Below are 21,642 nucleotides of genomic sequence, written 5' to 3'. Positions count from 1 at the left end.
AATCTCCGGATCAAAGCTTACTTACAGCTCCCCGAAGCATATCGGTGTTCGTCCCGTCCTTCATCGGCTCCTGGCGCCAAGGCATCCTCCGTGTGCCCTTACTAGCTTAACCTACCTAAGCCTAATATTTTAAGGTACTCACTCTCGGTGAATGTTTTTCCCTTGACTATCATTTCCTTATCTAATTTTCAAGGTGCGTTTCATTTTGTTTCACCGCATCTCGCGGCGACAAGTAATAATATATCATGCTGATTTAATAAATGCAACCCTTTTTTTAAAAAATACATGTATATATCAAATAAGAATCACTCAAAATCTTAAATTCAATAAACCTGGGGATGACCTAAAAGACCGTGAAGCATCTTACTAATCCCCCACTTACATTCAAAATGAAGCAAAGTAAAAGAAGCGACTACCACTTTCAATGTGAGACGAGCTTAGCTAGTTTTGTTTTACCCTTTTAGCTCATCCTGTTTTCGATTATCAGAAGAACAGAGTTTCGTCGTACAGAAGGGTTGACCCGCTTTACTGATCAGAGTTTCCTCCTTAATCAGCTAAAGGGAACACCTTCTTCCATTTCTATTATTTCGATTAATCTTCTTCATTAATTAATACTTTTTTCCCACTCCACTTTAGAATGATGGGAATAAGAATCCAACAAGCTGCTATGATTAAAAATATAAGTGAGATGGGATGCGTAACAAAAATACTCCAATCTCCATTCGATGTGGTTAAAGCTCGACGCATGTTATTTTCTATCATGGGGCCCAAAACAAGCCCAAGTACCAATGGAGCTAACGGAAAATCATTTTTTGAAAGTAGATAGCCCAATACCCCACAAGCAACCAACAAAAAGAGATCAAAAGTATGAATCTGAACAGCATAAACTCCGAAAAATGAAATAGCAATAATCATAGGAATCAGATACTTTGGTGGGGTCTCAATAATCTTCGCAAATATTTTAACCAACGGCATATTCAGAACTAAAAGCATACAATTCCCAATAAACATACTTGCAATTAATCCCCAAGCAACTTGTGGGTGCTTATCAAACAAAAGTGGACCTGGTTGGACATTATACATAATCAAAGCTCCCATTAAAATAGCGGTCGTACCCGAACCAGGAATTCCTAATGTCAATAGGGGAATCATTGCCCCACCTGATGCAGCATTATTTGCCGACTCAGGGGCAGCAACACCGGCAATTTCTCCTTTTCCAAACCGATCAGGATTACGACTTAATTTCTTCTCCATACTATAAGAAAAGAAGGAAGCTAGTGTGGCTCCAGCACCTGGTAAAACACCAATAAAAAATCCTAACAATGAACCTCGTGTGATCGGCCCCGCACTCGCTTTTAGATCTTGCTTGTTCGGATAAACATTCCCTACTTTCGTGACAGTTCCTTCTGTCTTATCTTTCTCTATGATCGTTTTAAATACTTCCCCTAGAGCAAACAAACCCACTGCAATCGTTAAAAATTCTAAACCTTGATATAAAACAGGAGATCCAAATGTAAATCGTGCTACTCCAGAGACATTATCAATTCCAATCGTTGCAAGTAATAGACCAAATACAGTCATCATTAAGGCTTTGGTCATTGATCGACCAGCTAATCCACTTACTGCACATAAGCCCAGCAGCATCAGTGAGAAATATTCAGCAGGTCCAAATTTTAAAGCAAGTTCAGACAAAGGTTCAGCTAAAAATACCAGTGCAATCAGTGCAACAAGCCCAGCAAAAAATGAACCGATCGCTGCAATAGAAAGAGCTGCACCTGCTCTACCTTGTTTCGCCATCTGATACCCATCTAAAGTTGTAACAACGGATGAAGACTCTCCTGGTGTATTTAAAAGAATAGAAGTGGTTGATCCTCCGTACATCGCTCCATAATAAACCCCTGCTAATAAAATAATCGCACTTGCAGCCGCTTCTTCTGGTGAAGATCCTGCTGTTAAGGTAGAAGTAAGTGGGATTAACAAAGCGACCCCGCTCATTGGGCCAATACCGGGTAGTACTCCTACAGCTGTCCCAATCAGCACACCAATAAAAGCATAGATTATATTTTGCCACTGTAAAGCAACAATGAAACCATTATACAAATATTCTAATGTTCCCATTTCATTCCACCCCCTTTACTACACCCCGCTCTAAAACGGAAAAGCAGGTAAAGTTCCTTTTAAAACTTCGACATAAAGATAGTAGACTCCCAGAGAAAAGGCACCAGAGATTAAAATACTTAACCACAACTTTCCTTTCTCCATGGTTTGAAAAGCCACTGTTAAAAAGATAAAGGTAGATAAAACATACCCCATTAACTCTAGTAGTAAAGCATATAATAGGGTAGCTATGAAAATAATCAAAAAACGTTTAACATCCACTGGAGTTACTTTCTTTTCTTCTTTTGAATAGCGAAAGGTTTTATAAATCAAAAGAATACTTAGTAAAATAAGTAATATCCCCAATCCCATCGGAAATAGCTCTGGTCCCACTCTACTACCATAAGCAGACGAAGAAAGCTTCTGGCTTTCAACAATGAAAAACGCACCAACCATCAAAAATAAAACACTTGCAATCCGATCAAAAGAGCGACTCATATTACACCTCCAGTTACTCATAAAAGAAGAGTCTTTTTCTCCCTTTTATCTACTCATACTTAATGCTTTGAGCAACTCTTGAACCTGGACTTCTTGTTGCTTTAGGAATGTGGTAAACTCAGCAGATCCTTTATACTCACTAATCCATCCTTTCGCTTGGAGCTCTTTTTTCCATTCTTCTTTTTTTGAGAGAGCTTTCAGTTTCTCTTCCCAAAACCTCTTCGCTTCTGCTGACATTTCTTTGGGCCCAAAAACACCCCGCCAGATGATGAATTCTGTATCTTTTAACCCTACTTCTTTCAAAGTAGGTACATCTTTAATGTCACCAAGTAACCGCTCAGGTGCAGTCACAGCTAAAATGCGAACTTTTCCTGACTTTTTATATTCTAGGGCTCCTGAAACATCGGTAGCGATGATATCGGCATTTCCACCTAATAAAGAAGCCATTGCTTCTCCTCCGCCATCATAAGATATATACTTTAACTTTTTAATATCAACCCCAGATTTAAATGCTGGCAATACAGCGATCAGATGGTCCATAGAGCCAGGAGCTGATCCTCCAGCTAATGTATATTTTTGCGGATTCTCTTTTAGTTCTTTTAGTACAGATGATAAATCTTTAATAGGTGAATCTGCTTTTACTACGATAGCTCCATAATCTTTAAACATCTGGGCAAGAGGAGTCACATCCTTGATTCCGAATGGGCTATTTCCTTCTTTTTTCAAATGATTAATCAAAATCGGAGGTGAATTGACAAATAACTTATATGAATTCTCCTTTTCTTGGGTGGCATATTCTGCTAAGAATACTGCTCCCCCACCTCCAGGTCTGTTTTCTACAGAAATGGCTTGATTGACTAACTTAGTTTCTTGTAAAACTTTTGTGAGTGAACGGGCAGTTTGATCCCACCCTCCTCCAGCACCTGAAGGAGCAACGATTGTTATTGGCTTGTCAGGATATCCCTTCCCACTATTTCCGAAGTTAGGTTTTTGACTACATGCAGCTATTCCAACGGCTAGCATACTAGATAAAAAAACAGCTAATAATTTTTTCAATATACTCCCTCCTATTGAGAACGCTTACATAAAAAAGACAGGATTAATTCCTGCCTTAACTGTAACAAAATGAGCAAATAAAATAAATTTTTTATAAATAATAATAATAAACAACATAAAGTTCATTTTGTTTATTTTGTTTATGAATGATCCACAGGATAGTATCTTCGTTCAGGACGACCAATAGAACCATATAAAAGATCTGCTTTTAGGCGGTGTATGGATACAAGATATTCCAAGTAACGTCTCGCTGTTGTTCGACTAGCTCCCATTTTGACCCCTACGCTTTCCGCTGTTAAGCCATTTTCTTTATACTGACCAACAATCTGTACTACCTTTTCTAGTGTAATCGGATCAATTCCTTTTGGTAGAACAGGCTCATAAGATGTTTTATTCATTTCTTCTTTTCGCCATAAGATTTGATCTAATTGTTTTTGGTCTAATTTTTTATACATAGATAGAGTGTTTAAATGTTCACGGTAATTTTCCATACTTCTCTTAAATCGATCAAAGCGGATTGGTTTTACTAGGTAATCAAATACTCCTCCTCGGATCGATTCTTGTACAGTCTCTATTTCTCCCGCAGCCGTAATCATAATAATATCTGTCTTTTTGAAAAAACGACGAATATACCAAACTAACTCAATTCCTTTCATATCAGGTAAATAAATATCTAATAGTACTAACTGTGGCTTCATCACTTCGAGAAACTCTTTCGCTTCCTCACCATTATTAGCAATTCCTACAATTTGATAGCCTTCGATTTTCTCTATAAAACGCCGATTAATTTCAGAAACACGCCAATCATCTTCTACAATTAAAACTTCAATCACTTCGTTTCATCTCCTCGTTTGGGTAAAGTGACGGAAAAAAGAGCTCCTTCCCATTCGCCTTTTTCGATTGTAATTGTTCCTCCTAACTCAGTTGTGAGCTGTTTGACTTTAGCAAGGCCGAATCCTCTTTGTTGCCCTTCTATCCCTTTTTTGGTAGAAAAACCTTGCTGAAAAATAGCCGGGATTATTTCCTCAGAAACCCCACCACCACTATCTTCAACTTCAAACCATAATGAATCACCAATATCGGTGATAAACAGCTTTACTTTTCTGTTTGTCTCTTCTTGATCTTGAACTGCTTCAAATGCATTGGTAACCAAATTACCTAGTATAGAAACAATCGTAGAGTGAGGGATATGCTTAGGAATGGTCTCGATGCTACTTTCTGGATCAATCATAAAATGGATCTTTAACTCTCGCGCTCGATTATAGAAACCGATTAGGATCGCTCCCATCCATGGATCAGCGAATTTCTCCATCACCCATGTGATTTGATCTTCATGAATCTTACTTTCCAATGTGATCAGTTCAATTGCCTCTTGATAAGATTCGAGTTGAATTAAACCTGAAATGGTATATAGGGTGTTCTTAAATTCATGTGTTTGTGCACGTAATGCTTCGACAAATTGTTTCACTTGAGATAGTTCTTGATTTAGCTTATCCATCTCTGATTTTAAGCGAAAGCTAGCTACGACACCGATTACTTTGTTCATTTCGTTTCGAATTGGTAAACGATTGACCACAATCTGTTTCCCAAATAAACATACCTCCCGATCTAATTCAGCTTCTCCATTGCTTAATACTTCTAATAAACGAGTGCGTGGTAAGAGCAATTGGATTGGCTTACCAATAGCTAACTGTTGGGGTGGAAGATCTAATATTTCTAGAGCAGAGTGATTGACTAACGAAATATGACCTGTTTGATTAACAACAATAATCCCCTCACGAACAGACTCGATCACAGCATTCCTCTCTTTATAAAGAGCAGAGATCTCTTCAGGTTCTAAGCCAAAAATAGCACGCTTGATATACTTTGCTAGAACAATAGCACCCATGATCCCCATGAAAAATAAAATAAAGATAATTATCATGATTTGTTTTAAATAAGTTTGCGAAAGCTGTTGAATATCACTTATTAAAAATCCGACCGAGATAACACCTACAATCTCTCCTTGATCACTAATGACAGGAACTTTTCCTCTTACAGATGGTCCCAAACTGCCAACTGCTTTCGATATATACGAAACACCTTTTGTCAAGACAGGAGAATTATCTCCACCTACCATTTTCTTACCTAACCGATTAGGCACAGGATGCGCATAACGAATTCCCTGTTTATTACCTACGACTATAAACTCGGCATCTGTTTTTTTTCGAATCCGTTCAGCAAGCGGCTGAATGATTTTACTTGGCTCCTCTGTCTGAAATGCTTGACGTAACTCTGGGATTTCTGACAAAGTTTGTGCTACGCTTAGAGCTCTTTTTCCAACCTGATTTTCAATATGACTTATCAAGATAAAATAAAAAGAACTCCCTAGGAATATAATAATGCCAAACAATAAAAGAGAGATCCACCAAATCATTCGCCACTCCAGCGACCATTGTTTTGGTAAAAAAGGGTATTTTTTTATTTTTAAGATTATTATTCCCTCCTTTGAATGAAATCATATATAGATTAGTTTATAAATATTTTTATTAGAAAAGCTTAAGTCCTTCTTCCAGAAGGAAAGGAGTATTTTTCTATAACGATATATTAACCAAGCGACACCATCGCATTTTCTTAGGTGTCGCTTGGCTAAGCAAATTGATTCTATTTTTTCTCTGATAATAGGTTCTAGCCTGATCTTACACCTTCTTCACCTTACCCACCTTCCGAAGTAAATAAAGGAAGAAAGGGACCCCGATCAGTGAAGTGAAAATTCCAACCGGCAAGTCGAGTGGATAAAAAGCCGACCGTGCAATTAAATCTGCAATCATCACAATCAATCCACCAGTCACCAAGCTTAACGGGAATAACATACCTAGAAAAGGACCAACTAAACGCCGAGCGATATGCGGGGCAATGAGACCAATAAAAACAATCGGTCCTCCCATCGAAACAGCTACACCCGTATATGCTGCCACCAATAATAATAGGATCCATCTTGTTTGCTCTACTTTGCTTCCCAGAGAAATCGCCAAATCATCATGAAATAACTGCATATTAGCCTTAGGAATGATCCAAATGGTGATGGGAATTAACACCAATAACCAAATGGACATCATCGTCACTTCTGGCCAGCCAGAACCATAAACGGTTCCTGTTAACCATAAGTGTGCTTTAGCTATATTATGAATGATGGGAGTCATAACTAGTAACAATTGTGTACCTGCTTGCATAAAAGCGTGAATACCAATTCCTACTAATACTAAACGGATTGGAGAAACCCCTTTTTTCCACGCTAAGAAGTACAGTAGGAACGTAACAAGAATAGCTCCAATGATTGCAACCAATGGTAAATATTGAATGCTGACTTGCTCAAGAAATACTAAAAAGAAAACAGCTGAAACAGAAGCCCCACTCGTAATACCGATTAAATCAGGAGAAGCGAGCGGATTTCGGATTACTGCCTGTAATAGAGCTCCTGCTCCAGCTAAAGCTGCTCCTACTAAAAAGGAGGTTAAAATACGTGGCAGCCGAAATTTCATAACAATCAACGTTTCACTTGCTTCCCCGGCACCGAAAATCGACTTAAGTACATTCCAAGGCGCAATATATTCAGCGCCCACTCCAACACTTATGACAAAAGTAATCCATGCAATGACTATAAATAAAAACAACCATCGGAGTGCCCTACGATCTATAAGCCAAGAAAAGAAAGGTTGTTTACTACGGATCACCTTCCATCTGCTCATTCTTATCAACCCTCCTTTCGTGCAAGCAAAATAAAGAATGGGGCTGCCATCATTGCCATCACAATCCCTACTGGAAGTTCAAATTGATCAGTTACCACCCGAGCTAGTATATCAGCGATAAGGAGCAAAATAGCACCAATCATACCACTATAAAGAAGAGTCCATCGTGTCGTATTTCCTACAAAATAACGTGCAAAATGAGGTGCAACCAATCCTACAAAACTAATTGGTCCAGCAATTGAAACCGTACTTGCCGATAAGAGGATCACTAGAAAAACCATGACGATTTTTAACCATACGGTACGTTGACCCAGTCCCATTGCTACTTTCTCACCCAGTAATAAAGTGTCGATTTTATTACTAATCAAAAAAGCGATCAGACAAGCTACAATCATATAAGGTAAAACATCCATTAGCATACTTAGTTTCCGGTCTGCCAAAGAGCCTGTAATCCACACTAAAACCTCTTCTAAAGCTCTTTGATTGATCACAAAAATAGCATGGGTCGCTGAGGAAAAAAGTGCAGCCATCGAAGCTCCAGCTAAAGTTAGATATAGGGATGAAACTTCCTCACCACCCCATTTTCCGATAATAAATACAATGAGTCCACTGATAGTTGCCCCTAAAAAAGCAATCCAAATAAATGAAGTAAGTGAAGAGATAGAGAAAAAGAAAACAGCACAAGCAATAAAGAATGAAGCTCCCGCATGAAGTCCAAATATCCCTAAGTCCGCAAGCGGATTACGTGTCAGAGCTTGTAATAATACTCCAGCAATTCCTAAACAAATTCCCACAACTGTTCCAATAATCATACGTGGAAGACGTATTTCTTTGATAAAAAGATGTTCTTGACTTCCATTAAAATGAGTAAAAGAATCAATTACTGTTTGTAAAGAAATATGAGTCGTTCCAAATACGATTCCCATTCCCATACAGATAACTAAAATAACAGCTCCCAAAAAGCCTCCTACGATCTTTGTTTTACTACTTTGTAGTACCCCCATCAGTCTCTCCTTCTCCCATTCTGTACATTCAACTATGGTTAGTATAGAAACATCCAGAAAAAAATGTCAACAACTGCGATTTTCATTCTCAATTATATTGACAGCAACAAATCGTCATTTTACAATCAAAGAGAATGATTTTCTTTCTCAACTAATAAATAGGAGGAGACCCATGAAAAGCATACATAAGCGATGGACCGGATTTATTTTATTCTTATCTGCACTATTACTCTTTGTCGGTTGCGCTCCTGCAGAAACAGCCAAACCAAAAGGACCTACTCGCTCCATTCAACATAGCATGGGTAAAACTGATGTACCTACGGAACCCAAACGCGTCGTTGTACTTACCAATGAAGGGATCGAGGCATTATTAGCCGTTGGAGTAAAACCCGTTGGGGCAGTACGTGCTTATCAAAAAGATGGTACTTGGTATAAACATTTGGAAAAAGATTTAACAGGTGTTAAAGATGTAGGAACCGAAGACCAACCGAACATCGAAGCGATAACCAACCTAAAGCCTGACTTAATTATCGGTAATAAAGTTAGACAAGAAAAAGTCTATAATGAGCTAAGCTCAATTGCTCCTACTGTTTTTGCTGATAAATTAGGTGGCGATTGGCAGAAAAACCTCCCTCTCTATGCGGATGCGGTCAATAAAAAAGCTGAGGGTGAAAAGGTACTCAAAGAGTTTGATCAGCGAGTCGAAGATATCAAGAAAAAAGCAGGAGACAAGCTAAAGCAAAAAATTTCATTAGTGCGTTTTGTCCCAGGAGAAACTCGCATTTATTACAAACAATCTTTCCCTGGTTCCATTATTGAACAACTCGGCTTTGCACGTCCGGAACCACAAACCAAGGATTCGGCCATCGAAAAAATTACCAAAGAGCGTCTATCAGAAGTAGATGGAGATATTTTATTCTATTTCTTATATGAAGCGGAACCAGGTGCAAGTGATCTTGAAAAAGAATGGATGAGCGATCCTGTTTGGCAAAAACTAAATGTGGTCAAAAACAAAAAAGTACACAAAGTGGATGATATTATTTGGACCACTGCCGGCGGAATCAAAGCAGCTCATCTAATGCTAGATGATATTGAAAAATATGTGATCAATAAATAAATGCAAACAAGGGTTACTCATAAGATCGAGTTAACCCTTGTTTTTTTATTAATTATATGGATTCACATAAACAATTTGCGACTTCCTCTAGGGATGATCTGGATTTTCAATCGAATGATGCAACATGCCGTATATACTATTCGATGAAGGAAAATCATTATTAACGAATACCCTCAAATAGATATGGGGCTGTAGATTTAACACCATTCGGTACATTTTTCAACCATTGATCAGCAGTTGGAAGATCCATCCAGACGATGTCTGCAATTTCGTCTGGACATGATATTTTCATTTCTCCGCCAATGATTCTTCCTAAAAAAGTAAAGAAAACAGCATGGTGACCCTTTGCCTTTACGAATGCTTCGTTTATGGAAACAATACCATCTACTTCAATATGAAAACCTGTTTCTTCTTTGGTTTCTCGAATAACAGCCTGCTCCAATGTTTCTCCGATCTCCACGCCACCCCCTGGAAGAGTGAAATCAAATGAATTATGCCTAATATTTTTTACCATTAAAATTTTTTCTTGATGATCGTCATAAATTAGTGCGTAAACAACATCTATTCTTCGCACAGATCTTCCCTCCTCTCCACAATAGAGGATTTATACCCTGTTGCCGTTTATTTATAACCATATTGTAATATTTAACGTTAATATAGAAAGTGATAATCAAAATAGAATAATTACATGAAAGTTAGTCTTTCTTGTTCCTTTTCATCTTTAGTGGGGAAAATTACTTTTTTACGGTGGGATTCTAATTATATAAGAACAAGTATCATCCTTCTTATAAAGCAACAAAAAAAAAAGGTGAAGCCCTATGTTCTAAGGCTTCACCTTTTTATCTTTGGTTGCGGGGACAGGATTTGAACCTGCGACCTTCGGGTTATGAGCCCGACGAGCTACCAGCTGCTCCACCCCGCGCCGTTACAAAATTTTATTTTGCTAAGCACAATATTTAATATACCATATGGAATTGAATCATGCAAGGGCTAATTTAAAATTTTTTCTTGGTTTTAAAAAAAGGCGATGTCGTATCTTCGATTGACATCGCCAACATCATTTTTCGGATCATTATTCACCAGATAGGTTCACCATTGGTTTTAGTTATCTTTATTTTTATGAACGTGCTCTTTGAGACCATTAGCAAAAGGAGCACGAATGACTCCATTTTCGGTTACAATCGCGGTAATATACTTAGCAGGTGTCACATCAAAAGCTGGATTAAACACTTTGATTTCAGTTGGTGCTGTTTGTTTACCAAAGCCAGCAGTAATTTCCTCAGGAGCTCTTTCTTCGATGGGAATTTCATCTCCGGTAGCTGTATTTAAGTCGATCGACGAAGTGGGTGCTGCAACGTAAACAGGAATTCCATGTTCCTTAGCCAAAACAGCAACACTATAGGTTCCGATCTTATTACAAACATCTCCATTCGCCGCAACCCGGTCAGTTCCTACAATAACAGCTTGTACCCATCCTTGTTTCATGACAACTCCAGCCATATTATCACAGATCAATGTTACATCGATATCCGCTTGTTGTAATTCATAAGCAGTCAGACGGGCACCTTGTAGAACGGGACGAGTTTCATCGGCAAATACTTTTAAATTCCAGCCCTTTTGTTTCGCCAGATATATTGGAGCTAAAGCCGTACCATAAGCAGCTGTTGCTAGCCCTCCTGCATTACAATGGGTTAAAATTCCCATACCATCTTGCATGAAGGTTAGCAAGTTTTCCCCTATTTTCCGACAAACTGTTTCATCTTCTTGATGAATCAACTTAGCTTCAGCTAGTACGATCTCTTTGAGTTGTTCGAGAGATTGCGATTGGTGAGACATCACTTTTTCTTGCACACGGTTTAGAGCCCAAGACAAGTTAACTGCTGTGGGTCTAGCCGAATTAAGATAATCTGCGACACGCTTTAACTCACGCCAAAACTGATCCATACTTTCTACTTGACGAATGCCTAGATATAAACCATAGGCAGCAGCAATCCCAATCGCTGGAGCACCACGTACAGCTAATGTATAAATAGCATCCCATACGGATTCAGGAGTTTGTAATTCCATATAAACTGTTTCAGTAGGTAACTTTCGTTGATCTAGCAACTGAAGATGATCGTTTTGCCAAATCACGGATAAAGGATGTGGAATTGCATTCATGAACTTTTCACCTTTTCTATCACAGCGATAAGATCTGAGATTTGTGAGATATTTTTCCGATCTAAGACGAGGTACTGTCCGATCAATAAGGCAGCTGATTCTAACTTAGCACGAAGCTCTTGATCATCAATCACATCAAAATCAGGTAATGACGCCAAACCAATCACACGACGCATCATTTTACATCCAGCAAATCCGGCTGTGTCTTGAAGGGTTTCTCGTATAACCTCATCCACGAAGCCAGAAACAGAAAAAATTTCATCTTTGACATACATCGCCCAATGCATACGAAACTTCTCAGTAAATCGATGCCAGATTTCTTCTATCAACCAAAGAAGCCATGATTGATATTCTTTTCGTGCATGACTATTAGCAATATGGGCCTCTTGCGAAATATAAGAAAGTAGGATATTGGCAAAAAGGGCACCCATATCGAATCCCATCGGACCAAAGAAGGCAAACTCTGGATCAATCACTTTTGTCGAGTTTTCTTTAACCATAATGGAGCCTGAATGGAGATCTCCATGAATGAGTGCTTGGGCTTTTGTCATAAAAGCTAGTTTTAGCTGAGCGATTTCTTTCTTTAACAGATGGGACTTCCAAATCTTTTCAATATGTCGTTGAATCAATGGGTTAAATGAATTGGTCTCAGCGTTAAAATAAGGATCTGTAAAAACGAGCTTTTCCGTCATTTTACACATTTCGGGATTGATAAACTGTGCTTGCTTAATTTTTTTCTGTTCTGATTTTAAATAATAATCGGATGTAAAAAACAAAGTATTTGCAAGATATTCAGCTAAATCATTTGCTATCTGCGGATATATTTTACCAGTAATAAGACTTTTACGTAAGATAATATGATCAGATAAATCTTCCATCACAACTAAAGCAAATTTTTCGTCATAATGATATAGCTTTGGAACGAGTCCAGGAGCATAATGAGCCTGTATTTCAAGCGCCTCAGCTTCAATTCGCACTCGATCTAATGTAAGCGGCCATGAATCACCTACTACTCGAGGATAAGGTAGTGCTTGTTTCAGAATGATACTTTGACCTGAACGCTGATCAATAACGCGAAATACCATATTTAAATTTCCATCGCCAATCTCTTTACATACTAGTTCAGCATGATTAGGAAAAAATTGAGAAAATGATTGCATATATGCCACTACATCTTTTTCTGTAAATGGGCGGTAATTCTCCATACACTTCCTCCGATAGACTACTGATATCCATCCAATTTTATCAAGAATGTAGATTAGGATAAGTCATGTAAGGGTTGGTGATTACCTAATCAATGAAAATTATGGAAGCCGCTCTATAATCATTGCTGTTGCCATACCAAATCCAATGCAAATGGTTAGGAGCCCATATCGTCCATCTCTTCTTTCCAGTTCGTGAAGTAAAGTAGCTATGAGCTTAGCACCCGTTGCTGCCAAAGGATGACCTAAAGCAATCGCTCCACCATTCACATTCACTTTACTCAGATCAACTCCCAACGTTTTTTGCCAAGCTAATACAACGGAGGCAAATGCTTCATTAATCTCGATCAAATCAATCTCTTCAAGGGTTAAGCCCGTTTTTTGTAAGATCTTTTGTGTAGCAGGAATAACACCATCTAACATCAAAGTAGGATCTGATCCCACAACAACTCGAGACACAATTCGTGCCCTAGGCTTTAATCCGAGTGAAAGAGCTTTTCTTTTTTCCATCAAAAGGACTGCTGCAGCTCCGTCACTAATCTGGCTCGCATTTCCAGCTGTAATCATCCCATCTTCTTGGAAGACAGGTTTAAGCTTAGCTAAAGCGGCTAAGGATGTATCAGAACGCGGACCTTCGTCTTGTGTTACAAGGATGGGAGCTCCTTCCTTATCTAATCCTTCAACAGGTACGATTTCATGATGAAAGCGCTTTTCTAGCTGTGCTTGTAATGCTTTTTGATGAGATAATAAAGAGTATTCATCTAGTTCCTCACGAGACAGACCATATTTTATGGCAATTCGTTCAGCCGAATTTCCTTGATGAATCCATTCAAATTTTCCTTTGAGTGTATTTGGAATGGTTCGCTCATTCCCATCACTCCAAACAGCAATCTTCGTCATATGTTCAACGCCAGCTCCAATGGTTACATCCATATCACCAGCTAATATTGCTTGTGCAGCAAAATGTACGGCTTGCTGACCTGAGCCACACGCACGATTGATTTGGACAGCGGGAACTTCAATCGGAAAGTCAGCTTCAAGAGTCGCTAACCGTCCGATATTCCACGCTTGCTCTTCAATAGGGGTAACACATCCCATGATAATGTCTTCTACTTCTTTTTTTTCGATACCCGTCCTTGTTATCACCTCATCTAACACTTTAGCTGCTAGCTGAACGGGATGCTGTTCACGAAATACGCCATTTCTCTTACCTACTGGTGTACGCACTGCCTCAACAATAACGACTTCTCGACTCATATTTTTTCCCCCATTTTTCTATAAAGAGGTTGTTGCATCATAATAGCCAGTTTGTTTTGAAACATTGCAACAATCTCTAGGAAGTTTTTAATACAAATTTTTGTACTTTTCCACTCGCATTTCTCGGTAGTTGATCTACAAAAATATATTCACGCGGACGCTTATAGCTAGAAAGTTTATGACTTTCGCAACAAAACCGATCCAATTCTTTGTCTGTTAAATAAGTATCCTTTTTAACCACATAAGCAATCACTTTTTGTCCCCAATGTTTATCTTTTTTTCCTACAACTGCTACATCTAATACAGCAGGATGTTCACACAATACTTCTTCTACTTCTCGCGGATATATATTTTCCCCCCCACTAATAATCATATCATCTGCTCGGTCTGCTATATAGAGATATCCTTCTTCATCGAGATATCCTAAATCACCTGAATAATACCATCCATTACGAATTGCTTTTTCGGTCGCAATGTGTTTATTGTAGTAACCTGCCATTAAACATGGTCCTTTGACAATGATTTCACCTATTTCTCCAGGCTTAAGTACGTCAGTTGGATCTCCTTTGGGTCTTACTATCCGAACCTCATGGTTTAAACAAGCTTTTCCAGCTGAACCGATTCGTGTTAATTGCTCATGATCATATAATAAGGTTACTGCTGGTCCCATCTCTGTCATTCCATAAGCTTGAACAAGTTTTAATCCAAGTTTTTCTTTACATTCATGAATCAAAATAGCTGGCATAGGTGCTGCACCGTATAACCCAATTCGTAGAGTGGATAGGTGGTAGAGAGAAAGATCTTCCTGTAACATCATATTCCACATTGTTGGTGCGCCAAACATCACTGAAATTTTTTCATCTTGAATCGTTTGTAATACGAGGCGGGGATCAAAGTGATGGATGAGTACATTCGTAGCACCGAGATGAACCCGTGGAACAAACATACAATGTAGTTCAGCACAGTGATACAGAGGACCTGCACATAATCCGCGATCTTCAGCGGAAAGCTGTAAAGCATGAGCTAAAATATAACTTTGTTCAATCATATCACGATGACGATGCATCACACCTTTGGGTCTCCCTGTAGTGCCACTGGTGTACATCACCGCGTAAATATCATCTTCTTTAACATCAACGTGGGGTGAAAAAGAAGGAGCTTGTGACAATAGTTCGTGGTAAGATTGAGCCCAATTACAATGAGTGAAGTCGACGGACCAGAATAGTGTCATGGGAAACTGATAAAAAACAGGTAATATTTCTTCTTCCACAGCTTGTTCAAAAATAAAAACACGTGGTTTTGCATCTTGAATGATATAGGCAATCTCTTCCGACTTTAATCGAAAGTTTATTGGATTAAATATGGCGCCAATTTTCGCACAGGCAAATAAAATCGTTACTAGTTCACTGCGATTATATAAACAAGTGGATACAACATCCCCTTTTTTTACTCCAGCATGATTTAAAGCGTTGGCTAACTGATTCACTTCTTGATTCCACTCGGAATATGTCCAACGTCGCTTTTTCATCACATCTACCAACGCTTCACGATCAGGATATCTTTGTACCGTTTGCTCTAAAATACATCCAAGCGTTGGATACATAATCTCTCTCCTCCTATTTTCATGGTTCTATCTTATAAATTAGCATATTTGAAACCTAATTTCATTATAAATCATTAATGTTATGAATAGTTTAAATTAATAAAAATAAATTACTGCGTTACTCCTACCCAAAGATTCGTTATTCAATGTCACCAGCTATTTGTCCTACTGCTGCAATTCCTTTCCCACGTAACCACCAAGGTTGTGAAAATTAATTATGGCACACCTCTATCAAATTTACTAATTAAATTTGATTCCGTTATCACCTTCTGTATGATTGTCATAAAATCCTCTACATGCCCAATCCACTTTATCAAACACCCCTGACAAGGTATACTTCTATTATGGAGGTGATTTCCTTGAAAGGGAAATTTATACTTTCTTTGATGTTACTTTGTATTCTCGTTGGCTGCCAAAGCAAGACATCCCCTTCTCCCACGAATCAAAACTCGGCTACAGCCGAAACAAAGAAATCAAGCCCAAAAATTTTATTTGATCAAGGACATGGACAAACTGCTGGTAACGCTGACTGGACTATTCAAGGTGGCTATTCTGATTTTGCCAAGGCACTCAATCAAGCCGGGTATGTAGTAGAGTCAACCCATCAAAAACTGACTTCTTCACTATTACAAGGCTACCAGGTTCTCATTTTACCAGAACCCAATATCAACTATACTACTGACGAAAAGCGAGCGATTAATGATTTTGTGAAACAGGGAGGTGGTGTCTACTTGATCGCCGATCATACAAATTCGGATCGGAATCATGATGGGTGGGATTCGGTTGATATCTTTAATGGTTATTCTTCTAAAAAAGATGAATGGGTCGGCCGTATATTTGGTTTCTCCTTTCATCGAAAAAATATAACCCAGTCCACTATCAAAGAAATCCATGCTTCCCCTTTAACCAAGCAGGTTAAAGAGGTCGGCTGTTGGGCTTGTACTACCATCCGAGTAACGAAGAAAAATCCGAGTATTATAAAAGATATCACGATCCAATCAGAACCTTACCATATTCATGGTACATATGGCTCTGGTAGATTTGCCGCCCTTGGTGATTCCTCTCCATACGATGATGGAACAGGAGACTTTAAGAAAAAACTACACCCAAACTGGGGAAAAATGGACCATGCAAAATTAGCAGTACAAACCGTGAAATGGCTAGCGAACAATCCATAATTACAAAGTGAATCCTATAGAAAAAAACCGATAGCTATGTAACCATCAGCGATCTAATTTTAGCTATGTATAAATTTGAATGACTTGGCTTATGCATATCAATTGGAATACGATGGGGATGACTCAAAAGGTTAAGAGTCATCCCTTTTCTTAAATGGAATAGTTGCCATATATTGCGTTAAAACCACTTTTTTTTATTTTTGGGTCATCCCTATCGTTTTTCATAGGCAGATTATAACCCTTAAACTATTTCAGTGGTTGTTGCATCCATCAACCTCTCATCACTTCGCCACTCATTCCTATTGCCATCTCACTCAGTCAAAAGTCGATCCTACACAAAAGCGATTCGATCTAGGCTTTGGCTCGAATTACATGCTATATTCACTTATTTTGTACAATCGGCACTTTGAGTAAGAAATTGTCCCCATCCCAACTTCATCGTTATCTTTCTTTACTCTTCTAATGGCCGAAACTCATGAACCCATACTTTTGCCTCGGGATTCCAAGTTAATCCTGGATGGATCGATAAAATATAATCTTTATATTCATTCAGATTAGCAAATCCTTCAGACTGTGCTTGTTCTTCTGTTAGCTCACGTAATGCTTGTCGATATACCTTGTAAATTTCGAATTTTTTTCCTCTCAGTATCATAATTTCCCCTGGATCAGCATAACGTCCATGACGACGGGTCGAGGTTTTTTTTCCTTCCAATACACGCTGAATATCTTGTGACAAGGTAATTAGACGATCTACACTACAAGTTTTATGTGGCAACATATCATACCCCTTTTCTAAATAATTTTTTTTCATGAAAATTCCTGATTTGTCTAATTTTAATTTCAACTTTTATAACAACAAGAACTTTAATTTAACTTATTACAAAAACTATTTTACACTAAGTTTGCTTTTATTTTAAAGTATATGCGAAATATTAATATTATTGTAAAAATGGGGATCAAAAAAAGAGAGTATATAACTCCCCGTTTTTCTAATATCCATGATGGATCTAGCTTGAATGCCCTTCACCTTCTTCAAATAAAATGGACTCCAGTTGTTCTTGTAGATATTCAAGCCGAATAAGTAAGTCAGCCACTTTTGGATCATCCGAGACTTTTCGATACCCTAAGTAAGTGATATTTTCTTGTACATACCAGTCTGCATCGTCATCATCTTTGACCCCTGTTAACCGGAATACTTTTTCCCATGTTTGATCTATTTCATTTTGTATTCGATTCGCTCGACGATTTGGTCTAAATACGATATACACGATGCTTTCACGCGGAATGATGATCACTTGTTCATTCAATTCAATCCGAACAGATGAAAAATCCTGATGATTTAATTCTTGATAAATCCGTTGTGCTTCCTTTCCGGTGATTTTAAAGTCCATATCATCCAATAAAACAATCGACACACTTTCAACATAATGCATCTATTTTCACTCCTTTGATGTACCAATAACGTGCTACAATTCCTATCAAAAAAAAATAGGTATCGGATTGGACGCCAAATATGGTTAATAGTAACAGATATACAAGCTCTATAATCAATTCTCAATGACATTTACTAAATTGGATAAATCATCCTTATAGACAAATATAAAGTTTGCTACATCCCTAGTTTTCCCAGAATGACATCGGTTGTATCAGGGAAAATGAGAATTATTTTAGTATCTTTAGCATACTTTGTGTGATTTAGGATAACAATGTACAAAAAACAAAAACAAGAAATGCATACTAAATTTTCCTAATCATTCGACCACCAAATTAACACGCTTCATTTTATCGCCTAATTCGATTTATGTACATATTGTCTGGTTAGAATGATATTTAAAAAACACGATCCTTTCCCTTTTTTGCAATAACAGTAAGTCCACTTTTCAATCCATAAAATCCCCAGCTAGTATTAAAATAATATAATACCAAAATAATTGGGATGACTTGCCCATTTCTCCATATATATAAAGTAACTGAATAGGAAATAAAGGAGGATTCTTTTATTCATGTCTTTGACAACGAATAGAGTATTCATGTGGAAAGAAACCTTGTTACGTGCTAGTACTGTTACGGCTTTAGCGATTAATCTTATGCTTGCTGGATTACTTCTTGCACGTGATCAAGTGATTTTTGAAAAAGCTGTTCCTTCATTCGCAGGGACAATACAACCACATTTAAAGCAAGAGTTTCGTTGGGAGCTTTATAAAGCAAGTGTAGAAGATTTATATATTGTTGAGCACTATAAAGAGTATGAATACCACTATGATAAAAGTGGACGCTTTGTATCTAAGCGTCCGACAGGGCAAGATTCTTATCTACGCTATTGGCGAAAGTCCCCACTAAGTTAAGAGGTGACTTTTTCTTTTTTCTTTCGAGGAGCCCTTTTGTTTTTTTTCTTTGTGGTGGTTGCTTCTAAGCTCGCTTGAAGTGCAGCCATTAAATCGATCACTTTTTCTGGTTTTTTCTCAGGTGCTTCAACGATTTCTTCGGCATTTATTTTCTTTTCTAGAGCTTCTTCGAGTGATTTACGATATTCATCTTGATATTTCTCCGGATCAAATGGGATGGTCAAATTTTCGATCAGTTGATCGGCCATTTTCAGCTCTTTCTCAGGAAGCTCTATCTCCTCTGGTACACCTGGAACCATCTTGACATCCCGTACTTCGTCTGGATAAAAGATCGTCTCCATCACCAAACAATTTTGATATACACGGATCACAGCCAAAGATTGTTTCGAACGAATCGTCACCTTAGCAACACCAATTTTTTGGGATGAATCAAGTGCTTTTCGTAGAAGTGCATAGGCTTTATTATTCGCATCCTGTGCTCCTAAATAATATGTTTTATTAAAGTAGATGGGATCAATCTCCGTAAGCTCTACAAAATCTAAGATTTCAATTGCTTTATTCGGATCTGGAAGGAGCTCAGCCATCTCTTCTTTTTCCAAAATCACAAACCTTCCATCCGCATACTCAAAACCCTTCACCACTTCTTCCCATGGTACCTCTTTATTACAATGTGGACACATACGAACATTCTTAACTGGGGTACGACATTCTTTATGCAAGTAGCGGAAGCGAATATCTTTTTCTTCCGTAGCTGCATACATTTTAATGGGAATATTAACTAATCCAAAGCTAATAGAGCCTTTCCACATGGTATGCATGAGAATCCCCCGTTCAAAAGAATATAGGTCTTAGTCTTTCCTCATTGTGTTCGATCATGCTTTTAGGTTTGTTACAAAAAAAGGATATATGCCCAATATTTTATGAAAAAGTGTAAAAAGCACCCCTTATGATAGGGATGCTTTATTTAGTAACATGTATAATTATTGAACAATCTGTTGCCAACAACTTTGGGTCAACTCCGGCTTTCCTTCTACCAAATGACATATACCTTTAAAGAACAAAGGATCTTTCCAGTGGTTCACTAAGTGATGAGCTTCCTGAAAATACTGAGCGGCTTCCGGAATTTTACCCATCTCCAGATAGGTTCTACCTTTTTGATAATAACCCATCGCTCGTACTGAATCATTTTCTTGCTCAATTAATTGCTCTGCTGTTTTAGTAGCTTGCTCGAACTTACCAAGGAGAGTAAATAAACGAGACCGTACCACAAGCCATAATGGTTGCTTGATTAAGTCCGTAGGAAGTGTTTGCAGTACTTTTTGGACTGCATGTGTTTCTCCTTGGCTTAATGATAGCCACACATAAGAAAAGAGAAGATCCACATTGGTTGGGAAGAGAGTAAGACCTTTTTTTAACCAAAGAAATGCTTCATTTCTTTGACCTAACATCCATAGATTCCATGCGATACCATGATAGGCGACACTACTTTTCGGATGATAAAAGAGCAATCGCCGATACCATTTCAATGCTTGTTCCGATTGTCCCATTTCCTCATAGTCTTGGGCAATTGACTCAATCACACGCGGATGATTGGTTTTTTCATAAGAGGCTAATCGCCAGAAAGTAACACTTTCCCATTCTTTATAATGGCGATAACAACTAGATAAATAATACATTGACTCCCAATCATCTTCATTAATTGATAAAGCATGGTAAAAATAGGGAACTGCTTCATGATATTCTTTTAATCGATAATGACATGCTCCTAAATTAAACCAAGCATCTGCCTGTTGAGGTAAGTAAGAAACGGTTTTATTAAATTGGCGGATCGCTTCTTCGTCTTTCCCTTGTTTAACGTAAATACAACCTAACATATGATGAGCGAATCCAATAAATTCTTCATGGGTTGCCGTTTGTCGTAAGAGATGAAACTGATGGGCTGCCTCTGTTAATTTATTTTCTTGAAAAAGAGTAAGCCCCAGATACATACGCCCTAATAAAAAATCAGGAGCTTCATCTACAACTTGTTGAAAGAATTGTTTAGCCTCATGAAACATCGTTAATCCATAATATCCTTGACCTTGACGAAATTGACGTACTACTGATTCATCTAGAAAAACCTCATCTTCAATCACTTTCCCTTCATCCAGTAACTCTGGATGTTCTTGTAGTAACTGAGTGATTTCTTCTTCGACACAAGCCCATGATTCAAGCATGCGATCACAAGACTGTTTAATCTGTAATAAGCGACTTTGCCATATTGGACGTTCTTGAACTGTACAGTTTGGATAATGGGTTTTGATTTCTTCGAGCGCTCGTTGGACAACTTGTAGCCATTGATTGTGAAACATATTTCCCCCTCCGTAACAGCCCAATCTTGTAAAAAAGTATTTCCTT

Annotated in this window: 19 protein-coding genes, 1 tRNA gene and 1 rRNA gene; 3 read left to right on the top strand and 18 right to left on the bottom strand. The window is 38.1% G+C overall.

Annotated elements, in window-relative coordinates; all coding sequences use genetic code 11:
* The 8 genes from DL897_RS17255 to DL897_RS17220 all read right to left on the bottom strand — a co-directional run.
* Positions 1-112, bottom strand: a 23S ribosomal RNA gene (locus DL897_RS17255); the annotation flags it as partial.
* Between the two features lie 479 nt (positions 113-591).
* A complete protein-coding gene (locus DL897_RS17250) occupies positions 592-2,118 on the bottom strand; it encodes a tripartite tricarboxylate transporter permease (protein ID WP_113660360.1) in 1,527 nt (508 codons plus the stop codon).
* Positions 2,119-2,148: 30 nt separating this feature from the next.
* A complete protein-coding gene (locus DL897_RS17245) occupies positions 2,149-2,595 on the bottom strand; it encodes a tripartite tricarboxylate transporter TctB family protein (protein WP_113660359.1) in 447 nt (148 codons plus the stop codon).
* A 45-nt stretch (positions 2,596-2,640) separates the two neighbouring features.
* Positions 2,641-3,618, bottom strand: a complete 978-nt coding sequence (locus DL897_RS17240) for a tripartite tricarboxylate transporter substrate binding protein (protein ID WP_113660363.1) — start codon at positions 3,616-3,618, stop codon at positions 2,641-2,643.
* 173 nt (positions 3,619-3,791) lie between these two features.
* Complete coding sequence (locus DL897_RS17235; RefSeq protein WP_113660358.1) at positions 3,792-4,484, bottom strand: response regulator; 693 nt, start codon at positions 4,482-4,484, stop codon at positions 3,792-3,794.
* Positions 4,481-6,067, bottom strand: coding sequence for an ATP-binding protein (locus DL897_RS17230; protein WP_113660357.1), 1,587 nt, complete (start codon positions 6,065-6,067; stop codon positions 4,481-4,483). Before DL897_RS17230 ends, DL897_RS17235 begins: the two co-directional genes overlap by 4 nt.
* 262 nt (positions 6,068-6,329) lie before the next feature.
* Positions 6,330-7,379, bottom strand: coding sequence for a FecCD family ABC transporter permease (locus tag DL897_RS17225; protein WP_113660356.1), 1,050 nt, complete (start codon positions 7,377-7,379; stop codon positions 6,330-6,332).
* 5 nt (positions 7,380-7,384) lie between these two features.
* A complete protein-coding gene (locus DL897_RS17220) occupies positions 7,385-8,383 on the bottom strand; it encodes a FecCD family ABC transporter permease (protein WP_113660355.1) in 999 nt (332 codons plus the stop codon).
* A gap of 172 nt (positions 8,384-8,555) precedes the next feature.
* On the opposite strand from DL897_RS17220, the gene DL897_RS17215 reads away from it, so the two are divergent.
* The gene (locus DL897_RS17215; protein ID WP_113660354.1) at positions 8,556-9,500 is read left to right on the top strand and encodes an ABC transporter substrate-binding protein; all 945 of its coding nucleotides are present in this window, start codon (positions 8,556-8,558) and stop codon (positions 9,498-9,500) included.
* A 160-nt stretch (positions 9,501-9,660) separates the two neighbouring features.
* On the opposite strand, the gene DL897_RS17210 is transcribed toward DL897_RS17215, so the two are convergent.
* The 6 genes from DL897_RS17210 to DL897_RS17185 all read right to left on the bottom strand — a co-directional run bounded on the left by DL897_RS17210 (position 9,661) and on the right by DL897_RS17185 (position 15,722).
* Positions 9,661-10,074 (bottom strand): NUDIX hydrolase, encoded by a 414-nt coding sequence (locus DL897_RS17210; protein WP_113660353.1) that lies wholly within the window; start codon positions 10,072-10,074, stop codon positions 9,661-9,663.
* A 272-nt stretch (positions 10,075-10,346) separates the two neighbouring features.
* Positions 10,347-10,422, bottom strand: a tRNA-Met gene (locus DL897_RS17205).
* A gap of 179 nt (positions 10,423-10,601) precedes the next feature.
* Positions 10,602-11,660: an S-methyl-5-thioribose-1-phosphate isomerase gene (gene mtnA / locus DL897_RS17200; RefSeq protein ID WP_113660352.1), complete on the bottom strand. Its 1,059-nt coding sequence runs from the start codon at positions 11,658-11,660 to the stop codon at positions 10,602-10,604.
* Entirely contained in the window at positions 11,657-12,865 is a 1,209-nt protein-coding gene (gene mtnK, locus DL897_RS17195) for an S-methyl-5-thioribose kinase (RefSeq protein ID WP_113660351.1), read from the bottom strand. The genes mtnA and mtnK overlap by 4 nt, the downstream gene beginning before the upstream one ends.
* Positions 12,866-12,964: 99 nt before the next feature.
* Complete coding sequence (locus tag DL897_RS17190) at positions 12,965-14,119, bottom strand: thiolase family protein (protein ID WP_113660350.1); 1,155 nt, start codon at positions 14,117-14,119, stop codon at positions 12,965-12,967.
* A gap of 76 nt (positions 14,120-14,195) precedes the next feature.
* Complete coding sequence (locus DL897_RS17185; RefSeq protein WP_113660349.1) at positions 14,196-15,722, bottom strand: fatty acid--CoA ligase; 1,527 nt, start codon at positions 15,720-15,722, stop codon at positions 14,196-14,198.
* A 359-nt stretch (positions 15,723-16,081) separates the two neighbouring features.
* On the opposite strand from DL897_RS17185, the gene DL897_RS17180 reads away from it, so the two are divergent.
* A complete protein-coding gene (locus DL897_RS17180) occupies positions 16,082-16,900 on the top strand; it encodes a Gldg family protein (protein ID WP_168188861.1) in 819 nt (272 codons plus the stop codon).
* A 451-nt stretch (positions 16,901-17,351) separates the two neighbouring features.
* Here DL897_RS17180 and DL897_RS17175 read toward each other — a convergent pair whose 3' ends face one another.
* Together DL897_RS17175 and DL897_RS17170 are read right to left on the bottom strand one after the other, a co-directional pair.
* Positions 17,352-17,711: an ASCH domain-containing protein gene (locus tag DL897_RS17175; RefSeq protein ID WP_113660347.1), complete on the bottom strand. Its 360-nt coding sequence runs from the start codon at positions 17,709-17,711 to the stop codon at positions 17,352-17,354.
* Between the two features lie 196 nt (positions 17,712-17,907).
* Complete coding sequence (locus DL897_RS17170) at positions 17,908-18,333, bottom strand: hypothetical protein (RefSeq protein WP_113660346.1); 426 nt, start codon at positions 18,331-18,333, stop codon at positions 17,908-17,910.
* A gap of 570 nt (positions 18,334-18,903) precedes the next feature.
* On the opposite strand from DL897_RS17170, the gene DL897_RS17165 reads away from it, so the two are divergent.
* Positions 18,904-19,245 carry a hypothetical protein gene (locus tag DL897_RS17165; RefSeq protein ID WP_113660345.1) on the top strand — a complete coding sequence of 114 codons (342 nt, stop codon included), beginning with the start codon at positions 18,904-18,906 and terminating at the stop codon, positions 19,243-19,245.
* Here DL897_RS17165 and ku read toward each other — a convergent pair.
* Positions 19,242-20,063 carry a non-homologous end joining protein Ku gene (ku, locus tag DL897_RS17160; RefSeq protein WP_113660344.1) on the bottom strand — a complete coding sequence of 274 codons (822 nt, stop codon included), beginning with the start codon at positions 20,061-20,063 and terminating at the stop codon, positions 19,242-19,244. The two genes, DL897_RS17165 and ku, sit on opposite strands and share 4 nt — an antisense overlap.
* Before the next feature lie 162 nt (positions 20,064-20,225).
* Positions 20,226-21,596: a tetratricopeptide repeat protein gene (locus DL897_RS17155; RefSeq protein ID WP_168188860.1), complete on the bottom strand. Its 1,371-nt coding sequence runs from the start codon at positions 21,594-21,596 to the stop codon at positions 20,226-20,228.
* Positions 21,597-21,642: the final 46 nt, after the last annotated feature.

Origin of the sequence: Thermoflavimicrobium daqui (assembly GCF_003313465.1) — a bacterium.
Taxonomy (GTDB): Bacteria; Bacillota; Bacilli; order Thermoactinomycetales; family Thermoactinomycetaceae; genus Thermoflavimicrobium; species Thermoflavimicrobium daqui.
This window is presented reverse-complemented; position numbering and strand designations above follow the sequence as displayed.